The organism is Streptomyces sp. KMM 9044, assembly GCF_024701375.2.
Taxonomy (GTDB): domain Bacteria; phylum Actinomycetota; class Actinomycetes; order Streptomycetales; family Streptomycetaceae; genus Streptomyces.
Genome location: NZ_CP113910.1, coordinates 2,806,170 through 2,820,784 on the forward strand (window position 1 = coordinate 2,806,170; position 14,615 = coordinate 2,820,784).

The following is a 14,615-nucleotide window of genomic DNA, read 5'->3' on the forward strand; positions in this document are numbered from 1 at the left end:
CCGGTCCCGGCGGGTCACGGGCCCGGGGGCCGCTTCCCGATGGTCGGTCCCATCCCAGCACGCCAGTCACGGCCCGCCGGTCAGCCTACCGGGCGGCGCGGAGTGCATTCCCGCCGCCCGGTCGGCCTCGAGCGGCTTGGGCAGGGTGAGGGGGTGGATCAGGCCCTGTTCCTCGACGGTCCGCTGCCAGCCGGGGCGGGGTTCGATGGTGCGGCGTTCCACGGACGGGTCCTTCGCTCCTTGGCTCGACGGGGTGTTCAGCCGCCGCTGCCGGAGGACGAGCCGAAGCCGTGCCGGTCGACGGCCTCGCTCCGGCTGAAGGTGCCGTCGTCGGCCCAGCCGGCGCTGACGTCGGCGTCGTAGTACCAGCCGACGTCGGCTCCCTTGCTGAGGGAACCGGAGGTCGTCGTGCAGTTCTGGTCGGCGACGACCTTGTAGCCGTCGAGGTGGTCGTAACTCTCCCGGTCCACTCAGCGGCGGTCCGGATCCGAACCGCACGCGGACAGGGCCGCCGCGAGAACCCCCATACCGCCGAGCATCACCGTGCCGGACCGCAGCCGCCGCCGGGTCCGGGCCTTCTGCTCCGTCTTCCGGGCTGCCCTCTGCGCCGTCTTCTCCGCTCCCCCGTGTGTGCCGCGTCGCCGCTGCCGGTCCGTCGTGCTCCCCGGCTCGCGGCGGACAGCCTAGGCACCGGCCGGCAGGCGTGGGCAGGGGCCCTTGGCCACGGGCTCGACCGCCCCCTGTTTCGGGGCCTTTGGGATGGTGTGCGCGCTTGGCACGGCGGCCCGTCGGCGAAGGACTGCCGGGAGAGCCCTCGGGGGAGAGCCCGGCACAAGACGTCCAGGGGCGCCGTCCAGGCGTGGTCCGGCGGGGTGCCGTAGCGGACGACCAGTCCGTCCGGGGGCGGCTTCGGCGGCGGGGCGGCGAAAGTACGCCAGGCCCTTGACCGCGAGGCCCTGCCAGTCGGCCGCCCGGACGACCGGCTGCTCGGTGCCCGGCGGCAGTCGGAGCACCGCGTGCAGCCCGGCCGCGCAACCACTGCGCCTTCTGCCTGGACATGCACTCCGATGCGGGGGTGTCGGCGTCCCTCGGGTGTGAGGACGGGGCGACCCCGGCCGACGAGACGGTCGCGGCGGTCGCGGCGGTCGCGGCGCATCGCGCGGGCCGCGGCGGTCGCGGCGGATCGCGCGGGCCGTGGCGGTCGCGGCGCATCGTGCGGGCCGCGGCGGTCGCGGCGCATCGTGCGGGCCGCGGCGGTCGCGGCGCATCGTGCGGGCCGCGGCGGTCGCGGCGGATCGCGCGGGCCGCGGCGGTCGCGGCGGATCGCGCGGGCCGCGGCGGTCGCGGCGGATCGCGCGGGCCGCGGCGGTCGCGGCGCATCGCGCGGGCCGCGGCGGTCGCGGCGGATCGCGCGGGCCGTGGCGGTCGCGGCGCATCGTGCGGGCCGCGGCGGTCGCGGCGCATCGTGCGGGCCGCGGCGGTCGCGGCGCATCGTGCGGGCCGCGGCGGTCGCGGCGCATCGTGCGGGCCGCGGCGGTCGCGGCGCATCGTGCGGGCCGCGGCGGTCGCGGCGCATCGTGCGGGCCGTGGCGGTCGCGGCGCATCGTGCGGGCCGTGGACGTGCCCGTGTCGGCGGGCGTCGAGGGCGGGTACGGGCCGGCGCCGAAGGAGCCGGTGGAGCAGCTGCTGGAGGCGGACGCCTGGGCTGCGTCCTGGAGGACTCCGGGCGGGGCGTCCTCCAGGACCCGCGGCGGCACGCCGACCGGCTCGCCGAGGTGCGCGCCGCCTCGGGCGGGCTGCTCTTCGGCAACACCCGCGTCGACACCTTCCTCTGCGGAGTCCCCGGTCCGGGAGCGGCCGTCGAGCGGACTGCCGCACGCGTCGCGGCCGGCGCCGACCGCGTGTATCCGATCGGCGCCCCGCCGGACGTACTGCCCCTGCTGCGGGCGGGATCCAGGGGCCCGTCAACGTGTTCGCGCGCCTGGACGGCGAAGGCCCCTCGCCCACCGCGCTCGGCGAACTCGGGGCCACACGCGTCGCCTTCGGCCCGGGCCTGCAACGTTGGGCCGCACGGGCACCGGCCGGCATCACGGCCGGACTCGCCCCTGGAGGGCCTCTGGTGCTGTGACCGGAAGGGTCTGCCGGAGCCGGTGAACCCTCCTGGCCACATCACCAGAGGCACGGTCACCCCGTGCGGCGGTGAGGGCTTCGGTCAGGCCAGCCAAGCCTTCCAGACGTCCTCGTTGGCCTTGACCCAGGTCTCGGCCGCCTTCGTGGAACTCATCTTCTTGTCCGCGATCATCACGGCGACCTCGTTCTGCTGCTCGGCGGTCCAGTTGAAGTTCTTCAGGAACTGGGCCGCCTCCCCGCCGTCCTTGGCGAAGTCGGCGTTGAAGTACTTCTGCAGAGGCGTCTGGGCGTAACCGCAGGCGACCTTCTTCGGGTCGGCGTCGCAGCCCTCCTTGTACTCGGGCAGCTGCACCTCGACCATGTCGACCTGCGCGTTCAGCCACTGCGGCGTCCACCAGTAGGTGATGAACGGCTTCTTGGCCTTGTAGTCCTCCTTGATCTGCGTGATCTGCGCGGCCTCGGAGCCGGCGTACACCGTCTTGAAGTCCAGATCGAGGTTCTTGATGATCGCGTCGTCGTTGGTGGTGTACGACGGCGAGCCCTCGAGCAGCTGGCCCTTGTCGCCGCTCTCCGCGGTGCGGAAGAGATCGCTGTACTTGTTGAGGTTCTTCCAGTCCGTGATGTCCGGGTGCTCGTCCACGAGGTACTTCGGCACGAACCAGCCGATGTGGCCGGTGACGCCGAGGTCGCCGCCCTCGACGACGGACTTCCTGTCCTCGACGTACCGCTCGATCTTGTCCGGAGCGCCGCCCCAGTCCTCGAGCACGGCGTCGACCTTGCCGCTGTTGAGCCCGTCGAGGGCGACCGACTCGTCGAGCTGGGTCAGCTCTACCTCGGTGTCGAGCTCGTTCTCCAGGATGTACTTGGCCACAGCCCCGTTGGCCTCGGCGCCGACCCACGACGGGACGGCGATGGTGACCGTGTCGGAGCTGCCCGAGGCGGAGGAGGAGTCGGTCTTGGCGGCACCGCACGCGCTCAGGCCGGTGACGGCGAGGACGGCGGCCGTGGCGGTCGCGGCGCGCAGGAGGTTCTTTCTGCTCTTCATGTGCGTGTCTCTCTCGGTTGGAACAGGCAGGGGTTTCCCTGCGGGGGGAACTTGAGGGCCGGGTACGGGCGGGTGGCCGGGTCCCGGGAACGGCGGGCTAGCGGGTACCGGCCTGCTTGCCCGGGCGCTGTGTGGTGCGGTCCAGGACCAGGCCCAGCAGCACGATCGCCACACCGGCGCCGAGTCCGACGCCGAGCTCGCTCTTCTGCAGGCCGTAGACGACGTCGTAGCCGAGGGCACCGGAGCCGACGAAGCCGCCGACGATCACCATGGCCAGCACCAGCACCACGCCCTGGTTGAGGGCGAGCATCAGCGCGGGCCGGGCCAGCGGTACCTGCACCTGGCGGATCTGCTGGAAGGAGCTCGCGCCCATGGAACGGGCCGCCTCCAGCGTCGCGGCGTCGACCTGGGTCAGGCCCTGCGCCGTGATCCGTACGACGGCGGGCAGCGCGTACAGCACGGCCGCGGCGACGGCGGCGGAGCGGCCCACGTTGAACAGGGCCACCACCGGGATCAGGTAGATGAACTGCGGCAGGGTCTGCATGGTGTCCAGCACCGGCCGCAGCAGGCGGTTCAGCAGCGGCACCCGGGCCGCCACCACACCGATCAGGAAGCCGAGCGCGAGCGTGACGGCGACGCCCGCGATCGCCTGCGACAGGGTGTCCAGGGAGGTGGCCCACACACCGATGACGCCGACGCCGGCCATCGCCACGGCCGCCGTGCACATCGCGCCCCAGCCGCCCGCGAGCAGGGCCAGGGCCGCGGCCAGCAGCACCAGCAGCCACCACGGCATGGCGGTCAGGCCGTCCCGGAGCGGGTCGAGCACCCAGATGGTGAAGCCGTCCGCCCAGGTCCGGGTGCCGCCCAGCACGGGCACGCCCTCGGCCAGGTGGCCGGTGAACCAGCCGACGGCGTCGTTGACGGGCGGGGCGATGTTGACGGTCCAGGTCCCGGGCCACTCGGCGATCAGCAGCAGCCATCCGGCCGTGCCCAGCGCCGCACCGGAGCCGGCGGCCACGGCCCAGGCGCGCCACCCGTGCAGCCAGGAGGAGCCGGCCGGAGCCGCGCCCTCACTCAGCCGCTCCCCGGCGACCGCGGTGGTGCGGTCCAGCCAGATGGCCAGCAGCACGATCGGGATGCCCGCGGCGAGCGCCCCGCCGACGTCGACGGTGGACAGTGCGCGGAACACCTCCTCGCCGAGGCCGCCGGCGCCGATCACGGAGGCGATGGTGACCATCGACAGCGCCATCATGATCGTCTGGTTCAGGCCGAGCAGGATCTCCTTGCGGGCCAGCGGCAGCCGGGCCGTCAGCAGCCGCTGCGACGGGCTGGTGCCCAGCGACTTCGCGGCCTCCATGACGGACGGGTCGGCACCCCGCAGACCGAGTGCGGTCAGCCGGGCCATCGGCGGGGCCGCGTAGATGACCGTCGCGATCAGGGCGGACGGCACGCCGATGTCGAACAGCAGCACCAGCGGCAGCAGATAGGCGAACGCCGGCATGATCTGCATCGTGTCCAGGACCGGCCGCAGGATCCGCTCGAAGCGGTCCGACAGCCCGGCGCCCAGCCCCAGCACCGCGCCGATCAGGGCCGATACGGTGACCGCGACCGCCATCAGCGCCAGGGTCTCCATGGTGGCTTCCCACATGCCGAGCACGCCGCACACCGCGAAGGCGGCGAGCGTGACGCCGGCGAGCTTCGGTCCGCGCTTGTCGCGCAGTCCGCCCGCCCTCCAGGACAGCAGCACGGCGGTCACGACCACCGGGAACCAGCCGAGGGACTCCAGCAGGTCCGTCATCCAGCTCACGGAGCCGTCGGACCAGTTGCTCAGGTGCAGCAGGAAGTAGAGGAAGACCGGGTTGGTCTCCCGGTTGTTCACGACCCAGGTGTAGGCGTCGTCCAGGGGCGTCCGGATGTCCACGGTCAGCTCGGACGGCCAGGTTCCGCTGCCCCACAGCAGGGCTGCGAACGGGACGAGCACGGCGGCGGCGACGGCCAGCGGCAGCAGGCGGCGCACCACGGGGTGTCGCAGCGGGGTGCGCCGCTCGGCGGACGCGCGTTCCCCGGACTGTTCGGTCGGCTTCGTCGGCGGGGCGGGCGTGATGACGGCGCTCACGCGGTCCACCCCCGGCTATGAGGGACGGCGCCGGTGGCCGTACGGGCTATGTGGGGACGGGAGGTCATGCGGCCACCTCCTCGCGGTCCAGTCCGGCGACGACCCGCAGCAGGTCCACCTGGTCGACCTGACCCAGGCACGCGCCGTCCTGCACCACGCACGCGGCACGGCCGCTGCGGGCGACGGTCTCGATGGCCTCGACGACGATCATGCCGGGGGTGAGGGAGCCGGGATGCTCGGAGCCGCCGCAGCCGCCCGGCCGCATCGCGGTGCGCACGGTCATGACCTGCTCGCGCGGCACGTCGCGGACGAAGTCGCGGACGTAGTCGTCGGCGGGCGAGCCGACGATCTGCTCGGGAGTGCCGAGCTGCACGATCTCGCCGTCCCGCATCAGTGCGATGCGGTCGCCGACCCGGAGCGCCTCACTGAGGTCGTGGGTGATGAAGACCATGGTGCGGCCCTCCTCGTGGTGCAGCCGGATGACCTCCTCCTGCATGTCCCGCCGGATCAGCGGGTCGAGGGCGCTGAACGGCTCGTCGAAGAGCAGCACCTCGGGGTCGGAGGCGAGCGCCCGTGCCAGGCCCACGCGCTGCTGCTGACCGCCGGAGAGCTGGCCGGGGCGGCGCAGCTCCAGGCCGTCGAGGCCGACCTTGTGGACCATCTCCTCGGCCCGGGCCCGCCGTTCTGCCCTGGGCATGCCCTGGATCTCCAGGCCGTAGGCGATGTTGTCCAGGACGGAGCGGTGCGGCAGCAGACCGAAGTGCTGGAACACCATGGCCGCGCGGTGCCTGCGCAGCTCGCGCAGCCGGCTGCGGTCCATGGCGAGGACGTCCTCGCCGTCGATCTCCAGGGAACCCGAGGTCGGCTCGATGAGCCGGGTCAGGCAGCGTACGAGGGTGGACTTGCCGGAGCCGGACAGGCCCATGACGACGAAGACCTCGCCCTTGCGCACGTCGAAGGAGACGTCCCGGACGGCCGCGGTGCAGCCGGTGCGGGTGCGCAGTTCGGACTGGGTGAGGCCCGCGGTCTCCGGATCGGCGGGAATGCGCTCGGCCTTCGGGCCGAAGACCTTCCACAGGTTGCGCACGCCGAAGACGGGCGGCTGCCCGGACGGGTCCGCGGGCGGGGTCTGCGTACCGGGCCGGGGCTTTTCCGGTGTGGCGGTGCTACTCATCAGGCGTGGTTCCCTTCGTTGGCCTCGGCCAGCAGTTCGGCCGCCTTCTCGCCCACCATCAGCACGCCGATCATGGGGTTCACGGCGGTCATGGTCGGGAAGACGGAGGCGTCCGCGATCCGGATGCCCTGCAGCCCGCGGACCCGCAACGCGGGGTCGACCACCGCCTGTTCGTCGGTCGCTGCCCCCATCCGGCAGGTGCCCGCAGGGTGGTAGACGGTGTGCGCGACCTTGCGGGCGTACTCGCTCAGCTCCTCGTCACCGGTGACGTCGGGGCCGGGGGCCACCTCGCGCTTGAGCCAGTGGGCCAGCGGTTCGGTCTGCGCGATCTCGCGGGCGACGCGGATGCCGTCGACGAGGGTGCGTGCGTCGTAGTCGTCCGCGTCGGTGAAGTAGCGGAAGTCCAGCGCGGGCTTGACCTCCGGGTCGGCGCTGGTCAGGTGGAGTCGGCCGCGGCTCTTCGGCTTGGGGATGTTCGGGGTCATCGAGACGCCGGACTCCGGCCGCCGGTAGCCGAGGCGCTCCGGATTGTCCGTGAACGGGATCTGGTAGAAGTGGAACATCAGGTCGGGGCCCGCGTGTCCGGGGTCGCGGCGCACGAAGAGGCCGGCGTCGGAGTCCATCGCGGAGTTGTCCGGGATGGGTCCGTCCGTCTCCCAGACGATCACCGACTCGGGGTGGTCGAGCAGGTTCTCGCCGACACCGGGAAGGTCGTGCGCCACGGGTATGCCGAGCGCCTCCAGGTCGGCCTTCGGACCGATGCCGGAGTGCAGCAGCAGCCGGGGCGAGTCGACGGCGCCGGCGCACAGCAGGACCTCGCTGCGGGCCCGGACGAGGATCTCCTCGCCGTCCTTGGTGCGGACGTGGACGCCCTCGGCGCGCGTGTCTTTCAGCTCCAGCCGGTACGCCCAGGTCTCCAGCAGGAGCGTCAGATTGGGGCGCTCGTCCATCACCGGGTGCAGATAGGCGACCGACGCCGAGGAGCGCTGATTGTTCTCCGGGTGGTAGGCGAGGTCGAAGAAGCCGACGCCGTCGTTGAACGGCTTCTTGTTGAAGCCCTCGACGCGCGGCACGCCGAGCGCGCTCTGGGCGGCGTCGACGAAGTCACGGGCGATGGCGTTCCGGTCCTTCTCGTCGACCGGGACGATGTTGTTCTCGAGCCGGGCGTAGTACGCCTCCATCTGCACCGCGCCCCACCCCTCGGCGCCGGCCTGCTCCCACTCGTCCCAGTCGGACGGGAGCGGCTTGAAGGCGATGAGGGTGTTGTGCGAGGAGCATCCCCCGAGGACGCGGGCCCGGCTGTGCCGGATGTGCGAGTTGCCGCGTGGCTGCTCGGTGACGGGGTAGTCGTAGTCCAGTTCGCCGCCGAGCAGCCCCGTCCAGCGGCGCAGGGTCAGCACGTCGTCGCGGCCCACGTCGCTGGGGCCGCCCTCGATGACCGCGACGGTGACGTCCGGGTTCTCCGTCAGCCGGGAGGCGATGACGGACCCCGCGGTGCCGCCGCCGATGACGACGTAGTCGTACGTGTGTTCACGGACGGCGTCCCGGCCGTGCCCCGGGCCGGGTCCGTGGCGGTGTTCGTGCACGTGCTCGTGGATGCGCTCTGGCATGGGCTGTTGCTCCTCCGGGGGGTCGGGGCGGACTGTGCGATGAGCTGTTCGGAGTGCGGCTCGAAGCGGTGGGGCGGGTGCTTCCGCTGCCCCTGGCGCGCCGGGCACGCCGGTGCCGCGCGCCCCGGGGACCGCGGATGCCGCGGGTTCCGGGGAGAGGCGGGGGGGGACCGCTTCTCCCCACGGTTCCGCGTTCGCCGTGCGGGCCGCCCGGTGGTGGCGGCCTCAGCCGGCGAACCAGCGCACCGGCTTCGGCGCGAGGTTCTGGTAGATGTGCTTGGTCTCGCGGTACTCGGCGAGACCCGCCGGGCCGAGTTCACGGCCCACTCCGCTCTTGCCGAATCCGCCCCACTCGGCCTGCGGGAGGTAGGGGTGGAAGTCGTTGATCCACACAGTGCCGTGGCGCAGCCGTCCGGCCACCCGCCGGGCGCGGCCCGCGTCGGCGGTCCAGACGGCGCCGGCCAGCCCGTACTCGGTGTCGTTGGCAAGGGCGACGGCCTCGTCCTCGGTGCGGAAGGTCTCGACGGTGAGGACCGGCCCGAACACCTCCTCGCGCACCACCCGCATCTCGCGGTGGCAGTGGTCGAGGACGGTCGGCTCGTAGAAGTAACCGGCCCCGGGCCGCTCCGCGGACGGCTCGGGACGCTTTCCGCCGGAACGCAGCACCGCGCCTTCCTTCAACGCGGAGGCGACATACGCCTCGATCCTGTCGCGCTGCTGCTCGGAGACCAGCGGGCCGCACTCGACGCCGTCCGCGGTGCCCCGGCCGAGCCTGATCCGCTCGGCGCGGCGGACGAGTTCGGTGACGAAGCGGTCGCGGACCGACTCCTCGACGATGAGCCGCGCGCCCGCCGAGCAGACCTGGCCGCTGTGGATGAAGGCCGCGTTGAGCGCCTGGTCTACGGCGGTGTCGAAGCCTTCCCCGGTGGCGCAGGAGTCGGCGAAGACCACGTTGGGGTTCTTGCCGCCGAGTTCGAGGGCGACCTTCTTCACGGTCGGCGCGGCGGCCTCGGCGACCTTGGTGCCGCTGACCAGTCCGCCGGTGAAGGAGACCATGTCGACGTCGGGGTGCTCGGCGAGCCGGGCGCCGACGGTGTGGCCGGGGCCGGTGACGATGTTGGCGACACCGGCGGGCAGGCCCGCCTCGGTCAGCAGGCCGATGAGGGCGGCCGTGGTCAGCGGGGTGATCTCGCTGGGCTTGATGACGAAGGTGCTGCCGGCCGCGAGCGCCGGGGCGATCTTCCAGCTGGCCTGGAGCAGCGGATAGTTCCAGGGAGTGATCATGGCGCAAACACCGACGGGCTCGTGCACGACGACGCTGTGGACGTCGGCGGAGCCCGCGTCGACGACCCGGCCGGGGGCCTCACCGGCGACCAGGTCGGCGAAGTAGCGGAAGGCGTCGGCGACACAGTCGATGTCGACGCGTCCCTCCTCGACGGTCTTGCCCGCGTCCCGGCTCTCCAGCAGGCCGAGTTCTTCCCGGTCCCGGACGAGGAGACCGGCGACGCGGCGCAGCAGCGCGGCCCGCTCGGCGGCCGGGGTGTGCGGCCACGGGCCCTCGTCGAACGCGCGCCGGGCGGCGGCCACCGCGAGGTCGGCGTCCTTCTCGTCGCCCTCCGCTACGACGGCGAACGGCAGGGCGTCCGCGGGGTCGAGGATCTCGCGCGTGGCCCCGGAGACGGCCGCCCGCCACTCGCCTCCCGCGTGGATGGAGGTGCTCACCTGAAGCTCTGTAGTGTCCGACATGATCGCCTACTGCCTTCCGTTCCTGTGCAACGCCCACGAGTGACACAGGTCGAATGACACAGGTCGAGTCACACAGGCGTCACCCATGGAGCGGGAGGGCTCCTGCCCGCGCGCTCGGCATGCATGCGCGATTCGCCGCGGGAAGTGCGCAGCGTCACGGGATGCGCGGGATAAAACAGGGCGATCACCCCGTATCGCCGGACGCAATCGGTTCAGCCGAGGTCCACGGCCGTCCCGCAGGTGGTGTCCGGCGGGCAGAAGTGTGCGAGGGCGGTCCGGATCAGCTCACGTTCGTCCTCGTGACCGTCGGAGTCGGCCCCATAGGCGGCGAGCGCGTACAGCTTGCCGTCGGCGGCCTGGAAGCGCAGGTCGACGACGTGCCAGGTCCCGATGTCGGGCTCTCCCCTGAAGGAGTCCGCGAGGTACTCCAGCCGGGAGCCGGTGAAGACGCCGTCGTCCAGCGTCTCCAGGGAGAGCTGCTCGAATCCGGGGGCCTTCGGGGTGGCGTCGGAGAGAAACAGTTCGTACGACGCGTCGGGCGAGGGCTCCGCCACCTCGAACACCTGGAGCCGCCTGTCGCTGCCGGGGCTGCGGTAGCTGACCACGTCCATGCCGTACTGGGAGGACACGCTGGTACGGCTCCACCCCTCGGGGCGGGCGATGGTGAAGCCCTCGGAGTCGGTGTACCGGTCGTAACCGGCGGGGACCGTGCTATCCGGGTCCGGGGTGGACGGCGCGGTCTGCTCGGCGGAGAAGGACGGCTGCCGCGGGGCGGGTGGCTCCTGCGGTCCGGGGGTTCCGGAACCGGTGGGCTGCGACACGCTCGCCGAGGCGGCCTTGTCGTCCTCCCGGCCGTCCGCACCCTCGCCGCCTCCCAGGGTCTGGGTCAGCGCCAGTCCCACGGCCACACCGACCACGACGGCCCCGCCCACCACGGCCCATACCCGCTTCCGGTCGAGCCCGTGCCGCACCGGTGGCGGGGACGCGGGCGGGACGGGTGGCCCGGCGGGGCCGTGGGGCAGCTCGGGAGACGACCAGGAGGCCGGTGCGGGCTGCCCGGAGGGCACCGACGGGGGACCGCCGCCCGGCCACCGGATGCCCGTGAGGGTGGGGGCCGAGGGCGAGACGTCCGGGGGCGGCGGCATCACCGGAGCGGACGCCCCCGCGGCGGCGTCCGCCGTCGTGCCCTCCTCCCCTTCCTCCCAGCGCTGGTTCTCCTCGTTCCAGTACCGCGGTCCCCCACCCATCGCTTCCTTCTCCTCCCCCGTGTCTCCTGCGTCTCCTGCGTCTCCTGCGTCTTTCGGATACTGCCGTCGTCACATCCCGAGCAGTCCCGCCACGGCCCCGGCCGAGGCGAGCAGCGCCATGACGGCCTGGGCGTCCGCGAGTACCTCACGCAGCCGCTGACGGCGGCTCTCGCCGGCCGTACCGGTCCGGTCGATCTCCTCCTCGGTCTCCGCGAGGGCGGCGTCGAGCTGTACGGTCTGTTCGCTCCTCTGGAGCCGGGACAGGTCGGCCCGCAGTTCCCTTACCGCGGCGAGCAGTTCCTCGGTGGCTGCGTCGCGCGGAGCCGGGACGCCGTGGTGACTCTCCGCGCGTGCGTGACTACCGATAGCGAAGGTGCTGTGGGAGACGTCGCCCACGCGGACGCCCTTTTCCTCACTGGGTGCCATTGCTGGAAGATCCTCTCTCCGGCGTGGGGCCGCCGGTGGTGGCGGCGGCACGGGCGTGCGCACCGATGGCGAAGGTGGAGCCGTCGACGCGGTTGATGTTGACCGCGCCATTGCTGATGTTCACGATCTTCTGCACGAACTCACCGGTCTCGTAGCCGGCTTCGGCGAGCGCGAGCCGCACCCCGTGCCCGACGCGGTCCTGGATGCTGCGCAGGTAACGCCGCACATCCATGTCCTGGAAGGTGGAGCCCGCCCTCACCGCGGCCAGTTCACGCACCGAGACAGCGGGGCCTTCGAGCAACCCACCGCCCCGGCCGACGGTCAGCAGCCGCCACCCGTGGCCCAGGCCACGGCACAGGACGATCAGCGCGCGGCCCGCGGAGCCGGGTACCTGGACGGCGGCCGCGACGGTCCTGCCGAACCCGGTGGCGGTGCGGAGCTCGTGCTGAACGCGGTCGACGTTCTTGAACCTCTCCTGCAGCGGGGGCATCACGTGCGGGGCGATCTCCAGCATGAGCATCCGCCCCTGCGTGTGAACCCGCACGTAGACCGTGACGATCAGCTCCTCCTCCCAGCCGCCGACCCGGATGCGCAGGAAGTGCCGTCGGCCCTCGCCGCCCTCCTCGACCGCCCGCAGCCGATGCCGCTCGATCTCCTGCGGCGTGTACAGGGCCTGCGCGCGGTCGGTCTGTTCCTTGTCGACGGGAAGGAACACGCACTCGTCGATCTCCAGATGCCGCAGCCGGTCGCGCGCGGCGGAGCCCGCGCTCTCGGCGGGCACACGCAGTTGTTCGATCAAGGGCCGGATCCGGTCGAGGATCGCCCGGTTGCTGAGCGGCTCCTGGTTCCCCTTCTGCTCGTCCGGCCGGAGTTCGACGGCCAGCACCCAGCTGTCGCGCCCGATTCCGGCCCCACGGAACGGACTCGCCTCGTCGTACATCACCAGCGGCGCGTGCTGTTCCTGCCGGATACGCTCCCTCAGCCGGACGAACCGCTCTCCCCCGGCCTGTTCCGCGGGGTCTTCCGCGACATCCCGGAATCGCCGCCGCGACAGCTCCTCGGTGAGCACGCGGGCGAACTGGTCGCGCCGGACCGCCACGCACAGTCCGATCAGCACGAGGAAAACGAGCGCCGTCCAGGCCTGCCACGGCTCGAACGTCCCCTCAAAGCCGGTGAAGAGCGGAAACGGAAGGTCGCCGAGGCCGAAGACGTCGCCGCTCGAACCACTGGAGTCGTAGGAGTCGTAGGAGTCGTAGGCGGGATCGTACGAACCGTACGAGGAACCGGAATCCGAACCGGAGCCGCCGGTGGCGGCACCGAAGCCGACCCCGACCATGGTGGCCAGGCACACCGCGAAGTAGAGCCGTCCGAACCAGAGCACCAGGGCGGCGCCGGACTGCCTGGCCTGGGACGACTCCCCGTCACGGCCTTTGAACCAGCTCACGAGACCGAGCAGCACGCTGGGCACGAGCAGCACGGCCAGCAGGCCGTCGGTCACCAGTACGCCCACGGCCCAGAGCCCGAGGACGGCGGCCGACCAGCACAGCGCCCGCCGCTGGGCCCGCAGCGCGTGCGCCAGGACCCGGGCCGCGTCGAAACCCGGCGAGGGGGCCACGATCCGCTGCTCGTGGAGATACAGCTCTTCGATGACCCGGTCGCGGTAGACGAGGTCCAGGTTGACGCCCCCGCACAGCAGCCTGGTCACCTCGCTGGCACGGGGCGGGACGCGCGGGAGGTCCGGCGGTGCCGTGCCGTCCGTGTGGTGCGATTGCTGCGGCACGTGGGCAGTGCTCATACCGGTCCCCCGATGCGGATGCGCATGTGTCCTTGGTGGCGGAAGAGTTGAAGGAGCATCAGCATAAGGGGGCGGCAACATCACGCAAAGCGAATTGTCAATAGTGTGATGGTGTGAGATGCGTTAACCTTTGGCCATGGGCTGGAGTCATGACCGCTCCACCGCACACGTGGACGCGCCCGCACACGCGAACGGGCCCCGTACCGGTCGAACCCGGTACGGGGCCCGTGGCCCGGAACGTGACCGACGGATCAGATGAGGCCGAGGCCTCGGACCGCCTCGCGCTCCTCCTCGAGCTCCTTGACGGAGGCGTCGATGCGGGCGCGGGAGAAGTCGTTGATCTCCAGGCCCTGGACGATCTCGTACTTCCCGTCCTTCACGGTGACCGGGAAGGAGGAGATCAGGCCCTCCGGGACGCCGTAGGAGCCGTCCGACGGGATGCCCATGGAGACCCAGTCGCCGTCCGCGGTGCCGTTGACCCAGGTGTGGACGTGGTCGACGGCCGCGTTGGCGGCGGAGGCGGCCGACGAGGCGCCGCGGGCCTCGATGATCGCGGCGCCGCGCTTGGCGACGGTCGGGATGAAGTCCTCGGCCAGCCACTTCTCGTCGTTCACGACCTCGGCGGCGTTCTTGCCGGCGACGGTGGCGTGGAAGATGTCCGGGTACTGCGTGGCGGAGTGGTTGCCCCAGATGGTCAGGCGCTTGATGTCGGCGACCGTCGAACCCGTCTTCTTCGCCAGCTGGGTCAGCGCGCGGTTGTGGTCCAGGCGGGTCATCGCGGTGAAGCGCTCGGCCGGTACGTCCGGCGCGGCGGCCTGGGCGATGAGCGCGTTGGTGTTGGCCGGGTTGCCGACCACGAGCACCCGGATGTCGTCCGCGGCATGGCCGTTGATGGCCTGGCCCTGCGGCTTGAAGATGCCGCCGTTGGCCTCCAGGAGGTCACCGCGCTCCATGCCCTTGGTGCGCGGGCGGGCGCCCACGAGAAGGGCGACGTTGGCCCCGTCGAAGGCCACGTCCGGGTCGTCCGAGATGTCGATGCCCTGGAGCAGCGGGAACGCGCAGTCGTCCAGCTCCATGGCCGTGCCCTCGGCCGCCTTGAGCGCGGGGGTGATCTCCAGCAGGCGCAGCTTGACCGGCACGTCCGCGCCGAGCAGCTGGCCGGAGGCGATGCGGAAGAGCAGGGCGTAACCGATCTGGCCGGCCGCGCCGGTGACGGTGACGTTCACGGGGGTGCGGGTCATGGCGTTCTCCGTATGACAGCTGGCGGTGGGGCGTCCCTGCCCCGGGGTACGGGATCCCGTCCGGCTCGTGACCAGTGCCCGCCAC

At 72.2% G+C, this 14,615-nt stretch carries 10 protein-coding genes and 2 pseudogenes; 1 reads left to right on the forward strand and 11 read right to left on the reverse strand.

The window, feature by feature from the left end; genetic code table 11:
• Positions 1–66 precede the first annotated feature (66 nt).
• Complete coding sequence (locus HUV60_RS12430) at positions 67–222, reverse strand: hypothetical protein (RefSeq protein ID WP_257851198.1); 156 nt, start codon at positions 220–222, stop codon at positions 67–69.
• Positions 223–257: 35 nt separating this feature from the next.
• Positions 258–527, reverse strand: a pseudogene (locus tag HUV60_RS12435) (hypothetical protein).
• Positions 528–1,437: 910 nt separating this feature from the next.
• Between HUV60_RS12435 and HUV60_RS12440 the strand changes: the two are divergent.
• Positions 1,438–2,128, forward strand: a pseudogene (locus tag HUV60_RS12440) (isocitrate lyase/phosphoenolpyruvate mutase family protein).
• Between the two features lie 84 nt (positions 2,129–2,212).
• Here the strand turns inward: HUV60_RS12440 and HUV60_RS12445 are convergent.
• From HUV60_RS12445 to HUV60_RS12485, 9 genes are all read right to left on the reverse strand, one after another.
• Positions 2,213–3,175 carry an ABC transporter substrate-binding protein gene (locus HUV60_RS12445; RefSeq protein WP_257851196.1) on the reverse strand — a complete coding sequence of 321 codons (963 nt, stop codon included), beginning with the start codon at positions 3,173–3,175 and terminating at the stop codon, positions 2,213–2,215.
• A gap of 97 nt (positions 3,176–3,272) precedes the next feature.
• The gene (locus tag HUV60_RS12450) at positions 3,273–5,291 is read right to left on the reverse strand and encodes an ABC transporter permease (RefSeq protein ID WP_443047277.1); all 2,019 of its coding nucleotides are present in this window, start codon (positions 5,289–5,291) and stop codon (positions 3,273–3,275) included.
• Between the two features lie 64 nt (positions 5,292–5,355).
• Positions 5,356–6,465, reverse strand: coding sequence for a quaternary amine ABC transporter ATP-binding protein (locus HUV60_RS12455; protein ID WP_257851195.1), 1,110 nt, complete (start codon positions 6,463–6,465; stop codon positions 5,356–5,358).
• Complete coding sequence (locus HUV60_RS12460; RefSeq protein ID WP_257851194.1) at positions 6,465–8,075, reverse strand: GMC family oxidoreductase; 1,611 nt, start codon at positions 8,073–8,075, stop codon at positions 6,465–6,467. The genes HUV60_RS12455 and HUV60_RS12460 overlap by 1 nt, the downstream gene beginning before the upstream one ends.
• 225 nt (positions 8,076–8,300) lie before the next feature.
• Positions 8,301–9,821: an aldehyde dehydrogenase family protein gene (locus HUV60_RS12465; protein WP_257851192.1), complete on the reverse strand. Its 1,521-nt coding sequence runs from the start codon at positions 9,819–9,821 to the stop codon at positions 8,301–8,303.
• A gap of 212 nt (positions 9,822–10,033) precedes the next feature.
• Positions 10,034–11,068 carry a hypothetical protein gene (locus HUV60_RS12470; RefSeq protein WP_257851191.1) on the reverse strand — a complete coding sequence of 345 codons (1,035 nt, stop codon included), beginning with the start codon at positions 11,066–11,068 and terminating at the stop codon, positions 10,034–10,036.
• A 69-nt stretch (positions 11,069–11,137) separates the two neighbouring features.
• Complete coding sequence (locus HUV60_RS12475) at positions 11,138–11,494, reverse strand: hypothetical protein (protein ID WP_257851190.1); 357 nt, start codon at positions 11,492–11,494, stop codon at positions 11,138–11,140.
• Positions 11,481–13,289: a hypothetical protein gene (locus HUV60_RS12480; protein ID WP_257851189.1), complete on the reverse strand. Its 1,809-nt coding sequence runs from the start codon at positions 13,287–13,289 to the stop codon at positions 11,481–11,483. Before HUV60_RS12480 ends, HUV60_RS12475 begins: the two co-directional genes overlap by 14 nt.
• A 251-nt stretch (positions 13,290–13,540) precedes the next feature.
• On the reverse strand, positions 13,541–14,530 hold the full coding sequence (locus HUV60_RS12485) for a malate dehydrogenase (protein WP_257851188.1): 990 nt from the start codon (positions 14,528–14,530) through the stop codon (positions 13,541–13,543).
• Between the last annotated feature and the right edge of the window lie 85 nt (positions 14,531–14,615).

Excerpts from the sequence above, each read along its gene's own strand:
- HUV60_RS12445 (WP_257851196.1), bottom strand. The coding sequence starts at position 3,175 with ATGAAGAGCAGAAAGAACCTCCTGCGCGCCGCGACCGCCACGGCCGCC.
- HUV60_RS12455 (WP_257851195.1), bottom strand. The coding sequence starts at position 6,465 with ATGAGTAGCACCGCCACACCGGAAAAGCCCCGGCCCGGTACGCAGACC.
- HUV60_RS12460 (WP_257851194.1), bottom strand. The coding sequence starts at position 8,075 with ATGCCAGAGCGCATCCACGAGCACGTGCACGAACACCGCCACGGACCC.
- HUV60_RS12465 (WP_257851192.1), bottom strand. The coding sequence starts at position 9,821 with ATGTCGGACACTACAGAGCTTCAGGTGAGCACCTCCATCCACGCGGGA.
- HUV60_RS12470 (WP_257851191.1), bottom strand. The coding sequence starts at position 11,068 with ATGGGTGGGGGACCGCGGTACTGGAACGAGGAGAACCAGCGCTGGGAG.
- HUV60_RS12475 (WP_257851190.1), bottom strand. The coding sequence starts at position 11,494 with ATGGCACCCAGTGAGGAAAAGGGCGTCCGCGTGGGCGACGTCTCCCAC.
- HUV60_RS12480 (WP_257851189.1), bottom strand. The coding sequence starts at position 13,289 with ATGAGCACTGCCCACGTGCCGCAGCAATCGCACCACACGGACGGCACG.
- HUV60_RS12485 (WP_257851188.1), bottom strand. The coding sequence starts at position 14,530 with ATGACCCGCACCCCCGTGAACGTCACCGTCACCGGCGCGGCCGGCCAG.